Origin of the sequence: Glycomyces tenuis DSM 44171 (genome assembly GCF_000427885.1) — a bacterium.
GTDB classification, from domain to species: domain Bacteria; phylum Actinomycetota; class Actinomycetes; order Mycobacteriales; family Micromonosporaceae; genus Glycomyces; species Glycomyces tenuis.
On the sequence record NZ_ATYW01000010.1, the window covers coordinates 228892 to 247228 of the forward strand.

The window sequence follows — 18337 nt, forward strand, 5'->3', positions numbered from 1 at the left end:
ATGCGCTTTCGCACCGATATGCCCGTCTGGGTGAATGAAGCAGCCCCATCGACAGAACGGAATCCGACCGTGACCGAACCGACCGCCCGATCGGGCGGGCCGCCGCTCGCCGAGTTCGAGGACTTCGTCAAGGCGAGGTCCGGAGCGTTGTGCGCTTCGGCGTTTCTGCTCACCGGTGACCGCGGACTCGCCGAGGACCTCGTCCAGGAAGCGCTGGCCCGGACGTGGCGGGCCTGGAAGCGCCTGCACCATGCCCGGAACGCCGAGGCCTACACCCGCCGCACCATGTACCACCTGCACGTGAGCCGCTGGCGCCGGACCAGGATCGCCGAGATCACGACCGAGGCCCCGCCAGAGCGGCCGGGGAGGGCCCCGGACACTGCGCTGCGGCTGGCCGTCCACGCCGCGCTCCTGTCGCTGCCGGCCACGCAGCGGGCGGCGATCGTGCTGCGCTACTTCGAAGACCTGACCGAGCCCGCCGCCGCCGAGATGCTCGGCTGCCCGGTCTCGACGCTCCGGGCCCGCGTACGGCGGGGCCTGCGGCGGTTGCGCCAGGGCTTCCCCGAACTCGAGTTCACCGAGTTCCCTTCGGCCCAGGCCGAACTCGGGTTCAACGCTTTGAAAGGAGAGTCCCATGCCTGATTCGCTTCGCGAGCTGCTGCGGCAGCGGGCGTCCGAGGCGGGCGTTCCCGCCGGGGACCTGACCGCGGGCGCGATCAAGCGGTCACGTGCCATCGGCAGGCGGCGCCTCGCCGCCGGGACGATCGGCGCCGTCGCCGGACTCGCGGTCACCGGCATGGCGGCAGCGGCGTTGTCGATGCCCGGCGAGCGAGAGGATCCCGCGCCGCCGATCGACGACCCGGTGACCGTGACGACCTCGCCTTCGCCGACGGCGTCCGAGGATCCGACCGAAGGCGCCCCCACCGAGGGCGAATCCGTCGAGGACGACGCGACCGAGGGGCCGGGTGATGAGACGAGTTCCGCTGCGGACGACGACTCGACGTCGCCCCAGGAGACCGAGGAGGCGGACATCGATCCGCGACTGGAGGCCATCGTCGGCACCTGGGAGGCGGAGTACGAGGACGTCGGCCCTCACGGCTCGAGCCTGACGATCGAGGAGGACGGCACTGCCACGCTCCGGTCGTTCGCGAACCAGCACGGCCCCTATGAGGGCGAGATCATCCTCGGTTCGCAGGATCCGCACCGGTTCGAAGGCGTCGAGAGCGAGACGCAGGACGAGATCGTCGTGGAGTTCGGTTTCGACCCCGAGGCCGACACCCTCACGCTCACCTATCCGAGCGGGGAGAGCTACGTGCACCACAGGGTGTGACCCGCGCCGGCCGTACGTGCGCGGAACGAACGGCGGGCACAATAGAAGCCGCTGTCCTTCGCGATGAAGGGCAGCGGCTTCGTGTTCTCAGAAACAGAACTAGATGGTGCGCAGGTTAGCGGCCTGCGGACCCTTCTTGCCCTGTTCGACGTCGAATTCCACCCGCTGGTTCTCTTCCAGGGAACGGTAGCCGTTTCCGCTGATAGCGGAGAAGTGGACGAAAACGTCCGGGCCGTTTCCATCGGGAGCGATGAAGCCGAAGCCCTTCTCAGAGTTGAACCACTTCACGGTGCCTTGCGCCATTACTTACTATCCTTGCGATGTTGATTTTCAGATCGACGGTCGGTCGTCTCAGGGGTTTGAAGACCTGATGGAACCTGCCGTTGTTCGATCCGAGATGTGCCGCCATTACTGGCGCTTCACCAACCCGACAGTTACCTGACCGGGGTGGCTATTGGACCCTACAGCACTTTCGCCTCCATGTAACCGGGCATCGCGAAAAAATCCTCGCATCAGGTGGGCTGAGCTGGGCTTATCCGTGTTTGCTTCCAGCTGATATGGTCCAACTCACTGAAACTGGAGTGTTTTGTGGTGATTTGCACCGCGCCCGGTTCGGCTCTCGGAGCCGAGCCCGTCTCCCTGCACGACTCGCGAACCTTCCGCCTCAGGGATGATCGGAGGGCGGAGAGGTGGCGGGAGCCCGGCCCGTCTGGCCGGCGCGCCGGCGTCGGCCGCTCAGGCCGCGCGGTCCGTCAGACGCTCGGCACCGGATCCGCTTCGCTCGGCTCGTTGCCGGGCTCTCGGCCCGCTTCGCTTCGCTCGGCACTGGATCCCCGGTCCGCTCCACTTCGCTCCGCACTGGATCCCCGGTCCGCTCCACTTCGCTCCGCACTGGATCCCCGGTCCGCTCCACTTCGCTCGGCACTGGATCCCCGGTCCGCTCCACTTCGCTCCGCACTGGGCCCCCGGTCCGCTCCACTTCGTTCCGCGAACTGCGTCCGGTAGAGCTCGGCGTAGAGGCCGCCACGTGCGACGAGGTCCTCGTGCGCGCCCATCTCGGCCACCCGGCCGTTCTCCAGCACCAGGATCTTGTCCGCCCGCCGCACCGTCGACAGCCGGTGGGCGATCACCAGGGACGTCCGGCCCTCCAGCGCCGTGTCGAGCGCGTTCTGCACGGCCGCTTCGGATTCAGAGTCCAAGTGCGCCGTCGCCTCGTCGAGGATCACGATCGGCGGGGCCTTCAGCAGCACCCTCGCGATCGCCAGGCGCTGCTTCTCGCCGCCGGAGAACCGGTAGCCCCGCTCCCCCACCACCGTGTCGAGGCCGGACTCCAGGCGCCGCACCACGTCGCCGATCTGGGCGCGGTCCAGCGCCTCCCAGATCTCGTCGTCGCTCGCCTCTGGGCTGGCGTAGCGCAGATTCTCTCGGACCGTGTCGTGGAACAGGTGCGCGTCCTGGGTGACCATCCCGATGTGCGCGGCCAGTGACGCCTGCCTGAGTTCGCGCACATCGATGCCGCCGACCTCGACCGCGCCGCCGGTGACGTCGTACAGGCGCGGCACCAGGCTCGCCGTCGTGGTCTTCCCGGACCCCGAGTGCCCGACGAGCGCCACCAGCTCCCCCGGCGCCACGGCGAACGACACCTCGTGCAGGACGGTGCGCCCGTTGTCGCTGTGGTCGGGCCGGGCCAGGTCCTCCAGGCTGGCGAGCGAGACCTCGTCGGCGCCCGGGTAGCGGAACTCCACGTCGCGGAACACGATCGACGAGGCGCCGTCCGGCAGCTCCTTGGCGTCCTCCGCCTCCTGGATCAGCGGCTTGAGGTCGAGGACCTCGAAGACCCGCTGGAAGCTCACCAGCGCGCTCATGACGTCGACGCGGACGTTCGACAGGGCCGTCAGCGGCCCGTAGAGGCGGGTGAGCAGCAGCGCGAGGGTGACGACCGTTCCGGCCGTCAGTGTGCCGCCGAAGACGAGCGAGCCGCCCAGGCCGTAGGCGAGGGCCTGGGAGAGTCCGGCGACGAGCGTGAGCGCCACGATGAAGGTGCGGGCGTACATCGCGGTGGTGATGCCGATGGAGCGCACCCGGTCGGCCTTCCGGCCGAACTCGTCGGACTCGGTCTCGGGGCGGCCGAAGAGCTTGACGAGCATCGCGCCGCCCACGTTGAACCGCTCGGTCATCTGGGTGTTCATGGCGGCGTTGAGGTCGAAGCTCTCCTTGGTGAGCGCCGCGAGCCGCCTGCCGACCCATTTGGCGGGAATGATGAACACCGGCACCAGCACCAGTGAGAGCAAGGTGATCTGCCAGGACTGGAAGAACATGACGCCCAAGGTGAGCGTGACGGCGATGCCGTTGGAGACCAGGCCCGAGAGGGTGCTGGTGAAGGCCCGCTGGGCGCCCATGACGTCGTTGTTGAGCCGGGAGACGAGCGCGCCGGTCTGGGAGCGGGTGAAGAAGGCGACCGGCATGGACTGGACGTGGTCGAACACGGCGCGGCGCAGGTCGAGGATGATGCCTTCGCCGAGTTTCGCGCCGTACCAGCGCATGATCAGCGAGATGACGCCTTCGACGACGGCCAGACCGGCGATGACGGCGGCGAGGGTCAGCACGCCGCGCTGTGTGCCGCCGGCGGCGGTGAGCTCGTTGACGATGTCGCCGGCCAGGACGGGCGTGGCGACGCCGATGGCGGCTATGGCGGTGACCAGGAGCAGGAAGACGGTGATGTCGCGGGCGTAGGGCCTGGCGAAGCGGATGATGCGGCGTTTGACGCCGCGCGTGAGCGTGACGCCCTTGATGTCGTCGCTTCGCCGGAGGGAACGCATGGCGTCCCATCCCGCTGCTCCCATCGATGCCACTGGGCCTCCCGAACGTCAGGCGCCCAAGAGTCGGCGGTGGCTGGGCTTGGGCTTCATCGTGCTGAACATGACTGAACGCTGATTATCAACGTGGGGAGGCGCGGCGTTTATTTCGGCGCGGTCGCGGGTGACGTGGGCCGGACGGGCGTGCAGGGCGGCGACGCCGGGCCCGTGCGCGGCGGGCGCGAGCGGCGGCTCGGATCGGAGGGCGGCGGCCTCGCGGGACGGCGCGGACGCGGCCGGTGCGGCCCGGGAGACGGGCGGACCCCGCGGGAGGGGCGCGGGGCGGCGTTCGCCCGGGTCCGGGCGGTGGTCAGCGCCCGCCGGCCTTGCGGGCGCCGCCGCGAGTTCTGAGCTTGACGCCACCTTCGTTGAGGAGGCGGTGCACGAAGCCGTAGGAGCGTCCTATGGTTGAAGCGATGTCCCGGATGCTCTGCCCTTTCAGGTATTCGCCGGTGACATACTCCGTCAGCTCACGGCGTTCTTCGCCGCGCACTTGCCGGTTCGGATCGGTTTTCGAGGAGCCTGAGGCAGTGCCTGAGTCGAGGGCACTGCGGGGTGCGGGAGCGTCGGGGTCCATTTGTCCTTCCTTGAGCACGGACGGTGATCAACGTGTCTTGTGAAGTTTGCCGGAGTTCCGCTGCCCGGCGGTCCTTTCTGTCGGATACCCGATAGTTTCGTGACGTGACCGCACCGCAGACTCCGTTCACCGGTTCGGTGGACACCCTGGCCGAAGGCCGGGTGCGCCCCCACCAGTGGCGCGACATCGTGATCTGGTTGGCCCTGCTGGTCATGACCTTGGCGCTGACCTCGGTGGCGGTGTCCGTCTCCGACATCGTGGGCCCGTCCACGCTCCCCTGGTGGCCCGCCCAGAACCTGTCGCTGCACGTCACGGTCGGCATGGTGGTCGCGCCGCTGACGGCCGCGGCGGTGCTGTGGGCCGCGAACCGCCCCGCGGCGGCGCGGATGCCGTGGCACAACCTGCTGGTGCTGTCCTACCTGGCATCACTGACCTGGTCCGGCGCACTGCACACCAACGTCGACCCCACCCCGACCCCCACGGACACGCCCGGCTCGATCGGCACCATCGGCCTGCTGGTCGACTACACCGGTTCACAGGCGGGCCTGGCCATCACCGTCACCGCGATCTCGTGCCTGGCGGTGCCGCTGACGCTCGTCGCGGTCAAGTCGGTGTGCGGCCCGGTCGCCGCCCGAGCGCTGGCGCCGGTGCTCGTCCTCGGCCCCTGGGCGGCCTGGACGACGCTCGGCATGGACGGCATCGCCGCCGCCGCGTGCGCCGCCGTCCTCGCCGCCGGCGCGATGGCCTCCGAGCGGCACGTCAAGGGTTTCCAGGCGTTCTGGGGCGCGGCGGCCACCGGCGGCCTGCTCGGGGTCGCGGCGCTGCTGTCCTACGGGGCGGCGTGGTTCGCCGTCTCCCTGCTGTGCCTGTACTTCGCGCGCCGCCGCCCGTGGCACATCCTCACCTCCGCCGCGGCGGCCCTGAGCGTGCTGGCGGTCGCGGCGGCGTTCGGCAGCTCGTGGCCGGCGGGGCTGGTCGACACGTACAACGCGGCGATCGGCGAGGTCGCGGCGAACCCGGGTCAGCTGTGGTGGCTGCTGCTCATGCCCGCGCTGGTGTGCACGGCGTGCGGCCCGGCGATCGTGGAGAGCCTGCGGCGCCTCGGCTCGGGTTCGGCCTGGCCGCTCATGACCGGGCCGCTCCTGGCGCTGCTGCTGGCGCCGCTGAGCGGCGCGAACCCCGAGCGGCCCGAGTACGGCTGGGTGGCGCTGTGCCCGTGGCTGGTCGTGGCGGTCACCGCCTCCTGGCCGCGGCCGGGCGCGCGGGGCGGGCGCGGGCGGTCGGTCAGGGCGCCGCTGGCGTCGGCCGCCGCCGGGGCGTGCGCCGCGATCGTCATGATGTACTCCGGCTGAGCGCGCCTCAGGCCAGTTCGACCAGTTCCATCAGGTCGTCGGACCAGAGGTCCTCGTCGCCGTCGGGCAGCAGGATCGCCCGCTCGGGCCTGAGGGCCTCCACCGCGCCCGGGTCGTGGGTGACCATGACGATCGCTCCGGTGAAGCCGTCGACGGCGTCGAGCACCTGCTGGCGGCTGGCCGGGTCGAGGTTGTTCGTCGGCTCGTCGAGCAGCAGCACGTTCGCGCCCGAGCAGACCAGGCTGGCCAGCGCGAGTCGGGTCTTCTCGCCGCCGGAGAGGACCTGCACGGGCTTGTAGACGTCCTCGCCGGGGAACAGGAACGCGCCGAGGATCTTGCGCAGCTCCGAGTCGGGCAGGTCGGCGCCGGAGGACGAGGCGGCCGACTGCATCTGCTCCAGGACGGTGCCGGTGTGGTCGAGCGTGTCGTGCTCCTGCGCGAAGTAGCCGATGCGCAGGCCGTGCCCCGGGGTCACCTCGCCGGTGTCGCTTTCGAGCGAGCCGGCCAGGATGCGCAGCAGCGTGGTCTTGCCCGCGCCGTTGAGGCCGAGGATGACCACGCGGGAGCCGCGGTCGATCGCGAGGTCGACGCCGGAGAAGACCTCCAGCGAGCCGTAGTGCTTCGACAGGCCGGAGGCGGTGAGGGGGACCTTCCCGCACGAGGCGGGCTGCGGCAGGCGCACGTCGGCGACCTTCTCCTCCAGCAGGTCCTCTTCGAGGCCGTCGATCATGGCCTCGGCGCGGCGCAGCATGTTCTTGGCGGCCCGGGCCTTGGTGGCCTTGGCGCCGAGCTTGGCGGCCTGCTTGGTGAGCGTGGCGGCCTTCTTCTCGGCATTGGACCGCTCGCGGCGGCGCCGTTCGGCGTCCTCGGCCCGCTGGCGCTGGTAGGCCGTCCAGCCGAGGTTGTAGGCGTCGATGACCGAGCGGGTCGGGTCGAGGAACCACACCTTGTTGACGACCTCGTCGAGCAGTTCGACGTCGTGCGTGATGAGCACGAGGCCGCCCTTGTGGGCGGCGAGGAAGCCGCGCAGCCAGCCCACGGAGTCGGCGTCGAGGTGGTTGGTGGGCTCGTCGAGCAGGAGGATGCCGTCGCCGTCGTCGGCGAACAGGATGCGCGCGAGCTCGACGCGGCGCCGCTGGCCGCCCGAGAGGGTCGCCAGGGCCTGGGCGAGGATGCGGTCCTCGAGCCCGAGGTTCGAGCAGATGCGGGCGGCCTCGGACTCGGCGGCGTAGCCACCGCGGGCCGCGAACTGCTCCTCGAGGCGGGAGTAGCGGCGCACGAGCTTGTCGCGCTGGGCGTCGTCGGCGGCCTCGGCGAGCTCGACCTCGGTCTTCTGGAGGTCGGCGAGCAGCTGGTCGAGGCCGCGGGCGGACAGGACGCGGTTGGAGGCGGTCTGGCCGAGGTCGGCGAAGCGCGGGTCCTGCGGCAGGTAGCCGAACGGCCCGTTGCTCTCGATGCGGCCGCTGTAGGGCTGGGCGAGACCGGCGAGGACGTTCATCGTCGTGGTCTTGCCCGCGCCGTTGCGGCCGACGAGGCCGATCCGGTCGCCGGGCCCCACTCGCAGATCGGCCCCGGACAGGAGGATGCGCGAACCGGCGCGCAGCTCGAGACCGGTGGCGGTGATCATGGCACTCCTTCAGACTGGATGGCTTGCCCGATGGGCAGACCCGTCAAGTCTAGGCGGCGGCGTGCGTCACGGTCATCCCGATATCGCCCATGCCACTGTTCGAACGTGCTCGGTCACCGAACGTGAACGCCCTCGTCCGTTCGTAGGACCGCCGCAAGACCGCGAAGTCCTAAATGCGCCGAAAGAGGACCACTTCGAGCGTTGTATCGCCTGGTCATGGGCCTGTTGTCCGGATCGGACCAGGTAGGTTTCCCCGCGCTATGGGCAAACACGATCATTCTGACAAGCACCTCGACCACGAGGGTTCGAGCCGCCGCGTTCAGGCCATCAGGCGCATGCGCCGGATCCAGCGCATGCGTCGTGAACGTCACACCCGGCGTCTCGCGACCGCGGGTCTGATCACCGCCGTCACCACCGGCGCGGTCCTGGCGGCCGTGACCGGTCAGGTCTCCGAGGCCAAGGCCGACCGGGCCACCGAATCGTTCGACCTCACCCAGGTCTCCTGGCCGGCCGACACGGTGGTCGAGGAGACCGCCGTCCAGCGCGACACGGCGCAGTCGGCGCTGGACCTCGGCGTGGACGCCGAGGCCGACAAGCAGGCGCTCGACGAGGCCCAGGCCGAAGCGCAGGCCGAGGCCGAGCGGGTGGCCGCCGAAGAGGCCGCGGCGGCCGAGGCTCAAGCCGAGGCCGAGGCGGCGAAACCGGACTGGGTCTCCCCCTCCGACGACCACATCTCCTCCACATTCGGCCAGCGCTGGGGCCGGCTCCACGCCGGGGTCGACTTCGCCAACGAGCTCGGCGAGCCGATCGTGGCCGTCGGCGACGGCACGGTCACCTATGCGGGCTGGATGGCCGGCTACGGCAACCTCGTCGTGATCGACCACGGCAACGGCGTCGAGACCGCCTACGGGCACGGCAGCGAGATCCTCGTCGACGTCGGCGAGGACACCGACCCCGGCGAGGAGGTGCTCCTGACCGGCAACACCGGCAACTCGACCGGCCCGCACCTGCACTTCGAGGTGCGCATCGACGGCGAGCAGGTCGACCCGCTTCCGTGGCTGGAGGAGCAGGGCGTCGTGCCCGCCGAGAACGACGAGGACTGAACCGCGACGACAGGACGGCGGCCCCGGAGCGTTCGCTCCGGGGCCGTCCGTTCGTCTTCACCGCACGGTGAGCTGCGGTTCGACGAGGGTCGAGTCGGGGACGTCGAAGCCGTCGAGCTTGCGCATCAGGTGGCCCACGGCGATCTCGGCGAGCCGCTCGGCGGGGACCAGCACCGAGGGCAGCCGCGGGTGGACCCGCTCCCCGACCTCGTCGGGGCCGATGACGACGACGTGGAAGTCCTCCCCCACGAGCTTCCCGGCGTCGGCGAGCGCGTGCATGACGTGCGGGACGGCCGGCTCGTTGTGGACGGCCAGACCGGTCAGCTCGGGCCGGGCGGCCAGGAGCTCCTTGACGGTGCGCTGCACCGAGACCGGGTCGTCGTCGGGGCACGGTCGCGCCTCGGCGTGGTCGCAGGCCTCCCCGCGGGCGAGGAAGCCGCCGCGGACGCGCTCGGCGAAGCCGGTGCGCCGCTCGTAGACGACCTCGGAGGCGCCCAGGAGCGCGATGTCGCGGCAGCCGCGCCCGATCAGGTAGCTCGCGCACTCTCTGCCGGCGGCGGTGAAGTCGAGGTCGACGCACGTCAGGCCGGCCGCGTCGGCGGGGAAGCCGATGAGGACGCTCGGCAGGCCGAGCCTGCGCAGGGCCTCCACGCGCGGGTCGCGGACCTCGACGTCCATGAGGATGAGTCCGTCGACGATCGAGGAGGCGGCCACGCGCGCGAGCCCGGCCGGCCCCTCGTCGGCGGTCATGAGCAGCACGTCCTGGTCGTGGCGCCGCGCCTCGGTGACCGCGCCGGAGGCGAACTGCATCAGCACCGGCAGGTGCATGCCGTCGCGCAGCGGCAGCATCATGGCGATGACGCCGGCGCGGCGGGACGCGAGCGAGCGGGCCCCGGCGTGCGGGTGGTAGCCGAGCTCGGCCACCGCGTCCATGACGCGCTGGGCGGTGGCCGGCGAGATCGACCGCTTCCCGCTCAGCACGTACGAGACGGTGCTCGCGGCCACCCCGGCCCGCGCCGCCACGTCGGCGATGGTGACGCCGCGGGAGGCGTTCATCGCTCAGCCCGCCCGAAGCGCAGCGACGCCAGGCGGACCGGGCCGCTCTCGAAGCTGACGTAGAGGTCTTTGACTCCGTCGACCCGCCCGAGCTCGACGGTGACGTCGGTGTAGTCGTAGACGCCGTTCGTGGCCGGGGTGTCGATCTTGGCGAGGACGTCGCCGTCGAGCGGGTCGTCGACGCGCAGCGTCAGCTGAGAGGACTGACCGGCGACGCGCGCGGTCACGGTCGTGTACGTGTGCTCCCTGTTGTGTCCCTGTTCGGCTCCGCCGCTGTACTTCTGTTCGGCTCCGCCGAAGTCGCAGTCGCCGAGCATGATCCAGCCGCCGGCCTCCTCGGCGGCGATGACGTCGCCGGAGACCCGGTTCTCGTCGCGCCACAGCACACCGGAGTAGGCGTCGTTGGCGGACGCGGCGAGCGGGGCCGAGAGGTCGCGGGGGCCGACGACCTCGCCGTCGATGCGGACCGAGGCAGAGAGGACGATGTCGGTGGCCGAGCGGCCGATCATGAGCCGCTGGCGGCTCTTCTCGACGATCATGCGGCCGGTGACGTTGTCCCAGTGCGCGAGGTCGTCGACGGCGACGGTGAAGGACACGGTCCTCGTCTCGCCGGCGGCCAGCCGGACCTTCTCGAAGCCGCGCAGCTGGCGCAGCGGCTGCTTGACGCGCGAGCCGCACTGGTGGGAGTAGAGCTGGACGACTTCGACGCCGTCGCGGTCGGAGACGTTGGCGACCTCGACGGTGACGGTGAGCTCGTCGCCGGCGGCGGCCAGGGCCCGGTCGACGGTCAGGTTCGCGTAGGAGAAGTCGGCGTAGGACAGGCCGTGGCCGAACGGGAACAACGGCTGGCCGAGGTAGTACATGTAGGTCGCGTCGGAGGCGATGATGTCGTAGTCGAGCATCGCCGGCAGCTCGGCGGCGTCGGTGTACCACGTCTGCGGCAGACGGCCCTCGGCGTCGCGGTCGCCGAAGAGGACGTCGGCCAGCGCGTGGCCCCACTCCTGCCCGCCGTGACCCGACCACACCACCGCGGGCGCGTGCTTGCCGGCCCAGACGGGACTGTAGGGGTAGGACGAGGACATGACCAGAATGGTATTCGGGTTCGCTTCGTGGACTCGCTGGAGGACGTGCTCCTGTGCGGCTGGCAGGTTGAGATCGGTCCGGTCCTCGGTCTCGCGGCCGTTGACCAGCGGGTGGTCGCCCAGGACCACGACGGCGATGTCGGCCTCGGCGGCGAGCGCCGCGGCGGCCTCGTGGCCCTTGGTGACGAATTCGAAGTCGAACGCGGCCGCCTCGGCGGCGTCGGCGCTGAGCGTCAGGCGGCCGTCCTGGCCGACGGCGAACCACTTGCCGGTCTCGGCGGTCTCCTCCTTGTGGATCTGGCGGAGAGCGACCTTGCCGCCCTCGACCTCGACGATCTTGAAGGTCTCGATGACGTCCCATTCGCTGGGGCCCTTGGAGTCGGCGGTGACGGTGCCGTCGGGCCGGCCGGCGATGAACTTGCCGGTGGCGGCGTTGCGGGCCGCGTAGGACCAGCCGCCCCAGTCGAAGAGGTCGAACTGGGCCGCCACTCCGGTGGTGTCGGTGATCGTCAGGGCCGAGCCGTCTTCGGCGGCAGTGACGTAGCCGCTCTTGTGGCGCAGGCGGATGCGGTCGACGCCTTCGCTGTAGCGCACTTCGGCGCGCTCGGCGAGCCCGGCGCGGGCGGTGACGGCGTAGGGCAGGGTGCCGGAGTACCAGTCCTCGAACTGGACGTCGGCGAGCGGGCCGATGACGGCGATCGTCCGGGGGCTCTTCAGCGGGAGGACGCCGTCGTTCTTGAGGACGGTGATGGACTGGGCGGCGGCCTCGCGAGCGAGGGCCCGGTGCGCCTCGGAGTCGACCGCCTCGTCGCCGATGCCCGCGTACGGGTCCTCGGAGTCGAACTCGCCGAGTCCGAAGCGGACGGTGAGGTTGCGGCTCACGGCGGCGTCGATGTCCGCCTCGTCGAGCAGGCCGCGTTCGAGGGCGGCCTGGATGTGGCCGAGGACGGCCTCGGGCTTGTCGTCGTCCTGGGTGAAGGAGTCCAGCCCGGCCCGGATCGCGTGGGCGTAGGCGGTGGGCAGGTCGTCGAAGTAGCCCTGGAGGCCGGTGAGGTTGTTCGGGGCGTAGGCGTCCGAGACGATGAGGACCTCGCCGGGAGTCCAGGTGCGCAGCTCGGTGTTCACCAGTGGGGAGACGTGCGCGGGACGGCCGTTGACGAGGTTGTACGACAGCATGACCGCCACGGCGTCGCCGCTCGCCAGTGCCGGGCGGTGGGCGGCGAACTCGTATTCGCGCAGCACGCGGGGAGGCATGTTGGACGAGGTGGTGCAGCGATCGGCCTCGTTGCCGTAGGCCAGGAAGTGCTTGACGGTGGGTGCGGTCTTCCAGACCTCGCCGCCGCCTTTGAGGCCGCGGGCGTAGGCGGCGCCCATGAGGCCGGTCATCCAGGCGTCCTCGGAGTAGCCCTCCTCGTTGCGGCCCCAGCGCGGGTCGCGCAGCGGGTTGACGGTGGGGGCCCACACGTTGCGGCCGGCCTTCGCCGGGTCGCGGTGGTGGTAGGCGATGACCTCGTCCGCGGCGGCGGCGCCGACGGCCTCCACCAGCTCGGGATTCCAGGTGGCGCCGAGGGCGACGACCTGCGGGAAGACGGTGGCCTCGCCGAGCCAGGCGAGGCCGTGGAGGGCCTCGGTGCCGGTCTTGAACGCGCCGAGCCCGAGCCGTTCGACGGGGCGGTGGTACTGGTGGAGCAGGCCGACCTTCTCGTCGAGAGTGAGGCGGTCGAGCAGGTCGGCGACGCGCTCGGAGCGCGGGAGGCCGGAGTCGCGGAACGCGGGCTGGTCAGCGGTGTGGGTCATGCTGGCTTCCTAGCTTGGACGTCGCTGTCTTGTCGAAGCGCTTCGATTGCCGGAACATCGCGCCTCGGCGCCTTTCGAAGCGCTTCGATTAAGGAATGTAAGTGTTCTACACCGCCGCCGCCTCGCCCGTCAAGGCCGAGGGCGGCCCGGAGGAGGGAGCGCGCGATCCCGGCGGCCGCCGCGAGCCCGTGAGCTGCGGCGACGGCCGATGTAACAGTTGCGAAACGAAGCGGGGTAAGGAGCCGAGCGGGGTGGGCATGAGGCCGGCGTCGATGTCGTTGAGGATGCCGGTCGCGGCGCCGAGGGCGGGGGCCTCGTGGCCGAGGGCGGAGACGACGATCTCGGCGCCTCCGGCGCCCGAGGCGTGGGTGCGCGCGGCCAGCTCGGTCTCGGCGGCGGGCACGATCCACGGGCTCAGGGCCTGGTAATGGCCGCCCAGGACGACCGCCTCGGGGTTGAGCAGGTCCACGGCCAGCGCGATGCCCGCGCCGAGGGCACGGCCGATCCGCTCGAGCGTCCCGACGACGCGGGCCTCGCCGGCGCGGGCGCGGGTGACGATGTCCTCGACCTCGGCCTCGACCTCGGTGCCGGCGATCTGCTCGGCCTCGGCGAGCTCGGCCAGGACGGTGCGGATGCTCGCGAGGTCCTCGACGCGGCCGGTGCGGCCGTCGATCTCGATGAGGAGGTTGCCGATCTCCCCGGCGAAGCCCGTGGCACCGCGCCGCAGCGCGCCGTCGACGATGAGCCCGCTCCCGAGTCCGATCTCGCCGGTCAGGTAGAGCATGTTGCCGACCCCGGCATAGGCGCCGAAGCGCTGCTCGGCGACGGCGCCGAGGTTGGCGTCGTTGTCGACCGAGACGGCGTACTTCGGGTCGCGCATGGCCGCGTGGAGGCGGACGGTGAGGTCGAAGTCGGTCCAGCCGAGCATGGGGGCGCGCTGGACGACGCCGTCGTTGTCGATCATGCCGGGCACGGCGACGGCGAGGCCGAGGATCTGGCGGCCCTCGGAGTCCATCTTGTCCACGGCGCGCTTGGCGAGGCCGGCCAGGGCCGAGACCGACTTGCCCGCGGTGGAGCCGGCGCCGTCGTGGGCGCGCCGCCAGCTGAGGAGCCGGTTGCCGCCCAGATCGACCGCGACGAGCGTCATGTAATCCACATTGACTTCAACGCCGAGGGAGGCGTAATAGCCGGTGTCCACACTCAATAGGACGGCGGGCCGTCCGATGTTGCCGATGACCGAGCCCGATTCGCGCAGGACGCGACGATCGATGAGCTCGGCGACGAGGCTGGAGACGGTGGCCTTGTTCAGCCCGGTCTTGGCCGCCAGGTCGGCGCGGGAGCACCGCCCCTCGGCGCGGACTTGGCGCAGGACGTAGCCCAGGTTGTTGGCGCGCACGTCGGTGAAGTCCGCGCGTCTGGCCCGGCCGTTGCCGGGCTCGCCGCCGCTCGGGCCGGCGGCCTTCGCCGCTATGCGCATCGCCATGTGTGTTGCCTCCTGCTGAACTTGTGGCCCTCCACGGCAACGCTCGCGAGCCGTAGATTTGCATTCTCTTCGATGGCGACAACCGGTCATCACGAGGCCCCGGCGGGCGACCCCTTTCCCGAATCGTGATCAATCCGCGATGGTTTCGCCCGACCCCTCGCTTGTAGTGATCGTCAACCGTGCGCTACTTTAGTTTATCGAGCAGCCGAACTAACTCCCGGCACTCGCACCTCTCAAACCCTCACGAATACTTGACCGAAAGGACAGCAACGTGGCTACTCCCTCCGACAGGTCGCCGTTCAAGCGCCGGTCCCTCTTCAAGGCGGCCGGTCTCGGCGCCGCGGGGGCCGCTGGACTGCCTCTCATCTCCGCTTGCAGCGACATCGAGTCCGGCGGCGGCACCTCCCAGGCCACGGAAGGCTTCGACTTCCTGCCCACGTACAAGGAATGGCCCCTGCCGTTCGAGCCCGACCTGATCGGCGAGCCCCCGAACCACCCCTCGGGATTCACCTCCTACCCCGAGCCGGTCCAGGCCGTCACCGAACTCCCCTCGGGCAGCGGCACCTATGAGATCACCATGCCGGTCTGGGGCACGGTCCCCTCCTCGGACGACCCGTACTACGCGGCCCTCCACGAGGCATGGGGCGGCACCGTGATCAACCTGCGCCAGGCCGACGGCAACACCTACGCGGAGACGTCCGCGCAGTGGCTCCAGGCGGGCGAGTTCGGCAACGGCATCTACATGTTCAGCTGGATGCTCGATGCGCAGAGCAACTTCCGCGAGACGGTCGTCAACACCTTCTACGACCTGACCGACATCCTCTCGGGCGACATCTCCGACCGCTGGCCGCTGCTGGCCGGGCGCGAGACCGCCGCTTGGGGGCAATCGGTGTGGTCCACCGACCCGGAGGACCCCGAGACCGCCCGCATCTTCGGCATCCCCGGCAGCGTCTGGGGCGGGCCCAACAACGGCCTGCTCGCCCGCACCGACCTGCTCGAGGCCGACGGTCTGGCCATGCCGACCTCGGTCGAAGAGCTCCTCGACGTCGCCCGCGCCTGGTCCGACGACGCCGGAGGCCGCTGGGCCTTCCTCGGCCTCGACTACATCTCCCCCCAGTGGTTCGGCCTCGCCAGCGGCGACGGCTGGATCTGGGACGAGGAGCAGGGCAAGCTCGTCCACAACAGCGAGCGGCCCGAGTACACCGAGTGGCTGGAGTTCCGCCGCACCGCCTGGGACGAGAAGCTCGTCCACCCCGACGCCCCCAGCGGCACGCTCGACGGCAAGGAACTGCACAAGGCCGGCACCATCCTGTTCCAGCAGGACAACATGTCGTGGTGGCAGGACTACGCCACCCAGGCCGCCGGCGGCCAGGTCGAGGGCGCGATCGCCCCGGTCGGCGCGCTCGCCGCGAACGGCCGGACCCCGCTGGTCCACGTCGGGATCGGCGTGGAGGGCTGGCTGTTCCTCAGCAAGGACCTCGAGCAGGAGCAGGTCGAGGAGATCCTCGACGTCGCCAACTGGTGCTCGGCCCCGTACGGCACCAAGGAGTACGAGATGCTGTGGTTCGGTGTCGAGGGCGAGCAGTTCGAGTACGGCGAGGACGGCGCCCCGGTCCACACCGAGGTCGGCACCGACGTCGTCCAGGCCCCGGTCAACTTCAAGACCTTCTCGGGCCAGGTGCAGACCTTCCTCACCGGCGCCCCCGACTTCGTCCAGGCGAAGTTCGACTACAACGCGTCGGTCAAGGACTACGCCGAGGTCAACATCTGGGAGGGCATGCGGGTCGAGGGCCCGGCCGACTTCAAGACCGCCGGGCAGACCCTGATCGACCAGCAGGACGACATCGCCTACGGCCGCGCCGAGCTCTCGTCGATCCCGGACATGGTCGAGACGTTCCTCAACAACGGCGGCGAGGCCGCCCGCGAGCACTACACGACCGCGTACAACACGCTCCACGGCGAGTAGGCGGCAGGCCGGGCGGTCCGCGGACCGCCCGGCCTCCGCCGTCCCAACGCATCGGACCTCACGACTGGATTCGCACAAGCAATGGCAGCACTCAAGACCTCAGCGCTCCCGGCCGCGGGTCGGGCCCCGGAGCGGCCCCGCATCGGCCGAAAGCAGACGGTGCGGCAGCGGCTTCGCCACGACTGGCCGCTGCTGGTCCTCACCCTCCCGGCGCTGGCCCAGCTCGCGGTGTTCTTCTACTGGCCCTCGTCGTGGAACATCATCGCGTTCATGGACTACAGCCCGTACCGGTCCTTCTGGGAGAACCCCTTCGTGGGCTTCGCCTGGTTCGAGCGGCTGTTCTCCGACCCGTACTTCATGCCCGCGCTGGTCAACACGCTGCAGTTCGCGTTCGCGCAACTGCTGTTCGTCTTCCCGCTGTCGATCGTCCTGGCCCTGGTCATGCACAGTGTCATCTCGACCAGGGTCCGCAGCGTCTTTCAGTCGATCGTCTACCTGCCGTACTTCTTCTCCTGGGTCCTGGTCGTCACCGTGTTCGTCCAGATGCTCGGCTCCGACGGCCTGGTCAGCAACTGGCTGCTGGGCTTCGGCGGCGACAGGATCGACGTCACCGCGGACCCCGACAGTTTCATGTTCCTGGCGTGGATGCAGTGGTCGTGGAAGGACGCCGGCTGGGGCATGATCATCTTCCTGGCCGCGCTCTCGTCGATCAACCCCAGCCTGTACGAAGCCGCCGCCGTCGACGGGGCGAGTCGCTGGCGCCGCATGTGGCACATCACCCTCCCCGGCATCAGGCCGGTCATCGTGCTGCTGCTCATCCTCCAGATCGGCACCATCCTCACCGTCGGCTTCGAGCAGTACCAGCTCCAACGTGAGGCCGTCGGCTACCAGACCACCGAAGTGCTCGACACCTTCGTCTACTACCGGAGCATCATCGGCACCGAGGGCGAGTCCTTCGGCACGGCGGCGGGCCTGTTCAAGGGCGTGATCGGCCTGGTCCTGGTTCTCGTCGCCAACAACGTCGCGCACCGCCTCGGAGAGCAAGGGATCTATCAGAAGTCATGAGCACCACCGATATCCGCTCCAGAAAGCCGCGCGTCAAGAACAGGCGCCCTTCCTGGGACGATGAACCGTCGCTCCTCGGGAAGTTGACCAAGGCCGCCTTCCTGATCTGCTACGCGGCGGCCATCATCATCCCCCTGTGGGCGGTCGTGGCCACCAGCTTCGCCAGCGAGGAGGCGCTCAACAAGGCCGGCGGGAACCTGCTGCTTCTGCCGACCGAGCTGAGCCTCCGGGCCTATGAGGAGATCTTCAGCGGCGGCGCCCTCACCGACTCGCTGATCCTGACGATCATCCTCACCGCCGGCGGCACCGCGATCAGCATGGTCCTCACCATCGGCGCGGCCTACGGGCTCTCGCGTCCCGGATCGCTGGCGCACCGTCCCCTGCTGATGCTGATCCTGTTCACCTTCCTGTTCGCCCCCGGCATGTACCCGAGCTTCCTGGTGGTGCAGAAACTCGGCCTGTTCGACAGCTACTGGTCGCTGATCCTGCCGATGGCGCTCAACGCCTTCAACCTCATCGTGCTGCGATCGTTCTTCATGAACAGCGTGCCCACCGAACTCATCGACGCGGCCAAGATGGACGGCGCCGGGGAGTTCCGGATCCTGTTCAAGCTGGTGCTGCCGATGTCGAAGGCGATCCTGGCGGTCATCGCGCTGTTCTACGCGGTCATGTACTGGAACATCTACTTCCAGGCCGTGCTCTACACGCCGGGCCTCGACACGCAGCCGATCCAGGTGGTCCTCCAGCGGATGCTCATGTCGACGCAGGGCCTGCCGGGGGCGGCCTCCAACGCCGCGCAGTACCAGTCGACCGCCGCCGCCCCCACCGCCGCCCTCAAGATGGCCGTCGTGGTCTGCACGATCGTGCCGATCGTGATCATGTACCCGTTCATCCAGAAGCACTTCACCAAGGCCGTCATCACCGGCGCCATCAAGGGCTGATTTACGGCTCGCAAGCGTCGCCATGAAGGGTTGATCCTCCGCCTTCGATCACAGGGCCGCATCCTCGACCGGGGATGCGGCCCTTTCGTCTGCGTGCAAGCCC

14 protein-coding genes are annotated in these 18337 nt (G+C 70.0%); 7 read left to right on the forward strand and 7 right to left on the reverse strand.

The features are described 5' to 3' along the window. Positions 1 to 69 precede the first annotated feature (69 nt). Together YWW_RS30360 and YWW_RS0113930 are read left to right on the forward strand one after the other, a co-directional pair. Entirely contained in the window at positions 70 to 642 is a 573-nt protein-coding gene (locus tag YWW_RS30360) for a SigE family RNA polymerase sigma factor (RefSeq protein WP_051325789.1), read from the forward strand. Further along, positions 635 to 1330, forward strand: coding sequence for a hypothetical protein (locus tag YWW_RS0113930; RefSeq protein WP_026930601.1), 696 nt, complete (start codon positions 635 to 637; stop codon positions 1328 to 1330). The genes YWW_RS30360 and YWW_RS0113930 overlap by 8 nt, the downstream gene beginning before the upstream one ends. Positions 1331 to 1429: 99 nt before the next feature. On the opposite strand, the gene YWW_RS0113935 is transcribed toward YWW_RS0113930, so the two are convergent. The 3 genes from YWW_RS0113935 to YWW_RS0113945 all read right to left on the reverse strand — a co-directional run bounded on the left by YWW_RS0113935 (position 1430) and on the right by YWW_RS0113945 (position 4762). Next, complete coding sequence (locus YWW_RS0113935; RefSeq protein ID WP_026922995.1) at positions 1430 to 1633, reverse strand: cold-shock protein; 204 nt, start codon at positions 1631 to 1633, stop codon at positions 1430 to 1432. 449 nt (positions 1634 to 2082) lie between these two features. Then, positions 2083 to 4149, reverse strand: coding sequence for an ABC transporter ATP-binding protein (locus YWW_RS30365; protein ID WP_169732264.1), 2067 nt, complete (start codon positions 4147 to 4149; stop codon positions 2083 to 2085). Positions 4150 to 4495: 346 nt separating this feature from the next. Further along, positions 4496 to 4762, reverse strand: a complete 267-nt coding sequence (locus YWW_RS0113945; RefSeq protein ID WP_169732262.1) for a helix-turn-helix domain-containing protein — start codon at positions 4760 to 4762, stop codon at positions 4496 to 4498. A 104-nt stretch (positions 4763 to 4866) separates the two neighbouring features. Between YWW_RS0113945 and YWW_RS0113950 the strand changes: the two genes are divergently transcribed. Next, on the forward strand, positions 4867 to 6114 hold the full coding sequence (locus YWW_RS0113950) for a hypothetical protein (RefSeq protein WP_026930603.1): 1248 nt from the start codon (positions 4867 to 4869) through the stop codon (positions 6112 to 6114). A gap of 7 nt (positions 6115 to 6121) precedes the next feature. On the opposite strand, the gene YWW_RS0113955 is transcribed toward YWW_RS0113950, so the two are convergent. Further along, positions 6122 to 7741: an ABC-F family ATP-binding cassette domain-containing protein gene (locus YWW_RS0113955; protein WP_026930604.1), complete on the reverse strand. Its 1620-nt coding sequence runs from the start codon at positions 7739 to 7741 to the stop codon at positions 6122 to 6124. Between the two features lie 353 nt (positions 7742 to 8094). Here YWW_RS0113955 and YWW_RS30370 point away from each other — a divergent pair, with 353 nt between their 5' ends. Beyond that, on the forward strand, positions 8095 to 8844 hold the full coding sequence (locus YWW_RS30370) for a M23 family metallopeptidase (RefSeq protein WP_155830174.1): 750 nt from the start codon (positions 8095 to 8097) through the stop codon (positions 8842 to 8844). A gap of 57 nt (positions 8845 to 8901) precedes the next feature. Here the strand turns inward: YWW_RS30370 and YWW_RS0113965 are convergent, their stop codons facing one another. From YWW_RS0113965 to YWW_RS30375, 3 genes are all read right to left on the reverse strand, one after another. Then, the gene (locus YWW_RS0113965) at positions 8902 to 9900 is read right to left on the reverse strand and encodes a LacI family DNA-binding transcriptional regulator (RefSeq protein WP_026930605.1); all 999 of its coding nucleotides are present in this window, start codon (positions 9898 to 9900) and stop codon (positions 8902 to 8904) included. After that, positions 9897 to 12779, reverse strand: a complete 2883-nt coding sequence (locus YWW_RS0113970; RefSeq protein WP_026930606.1) for a glycoside hydrolase family 3 protein — start codon at positions 12777 to 12779, stop codon at positions 9897 to 9899. The genes YWW_RS0113965 and YWW_RS0113970 overlap by 4 nt, the downstream gene beginning before the upstream one ends. A 106-nt stretch (positions 12780 to 12885) precedes the next feature. Beyond that, positions 12886 to 14262: an ROK family transcriptional regulator gene (locus YWW_RS30375; protein WP_211228556.1), complete on the reverse strand. Its 1377-nt coding sequence runs from the start codon at positions 14260 to 14262 to the stop codon at positions 12886 to 12888. Between the two features lie 271 nt (positions 14263 to 14533). On the opposite strand from YWW_RS30375, the gene YWW_RS0113980 reads away from it, so the two are divergent. The 3 genes from YWW_RS0113980 (at position 14534) to YWW_RS0113990 (ending at position 18234) form a co-directional block, all read left to right on the forward strand. Continuing rightward, positions 14534 to 16228: a type 2 periplasmic-binding domain-containing protein gene (locus tag YWW_RS0113980; protein ID WP_026930607.1), complete on the forward strand. Its 1695-nt coding sequence runs from the start codon at positions 14534 to 14536 to the stop codon at positions 16226 to 16228. Positions 16229 to 16309: 81 nt separating this feature from the next. Beyond that, positions 16310 to 17293: an ABC transporter permease gene (locus YWW_RS0113985; RefSeq protein ID WP_026930608.1), complete on the forward strand. Its 984-nt coding sequence runs from the start codon at positions 16310 to 16312 to the stop codon at positions 17291 to 17293. Continuing rightward, positions 17290 to 18234, forward strand: a complete 945-nt coding sequence (locus YWW_RS0113990; RefSeq protein WP_051325791.1) for a carbohydrate ABC transporter permease — start codon at positions 17290 to 17292, stop codon at positions 18232 to 18234. The genes YWW_RS0113985 and YWW_RS0113990 overlap by 4 nt, the downstream gene beginning before the upstream one ends. Positions 18235 to 18337 lie beyond the last annotated feature (103 nt).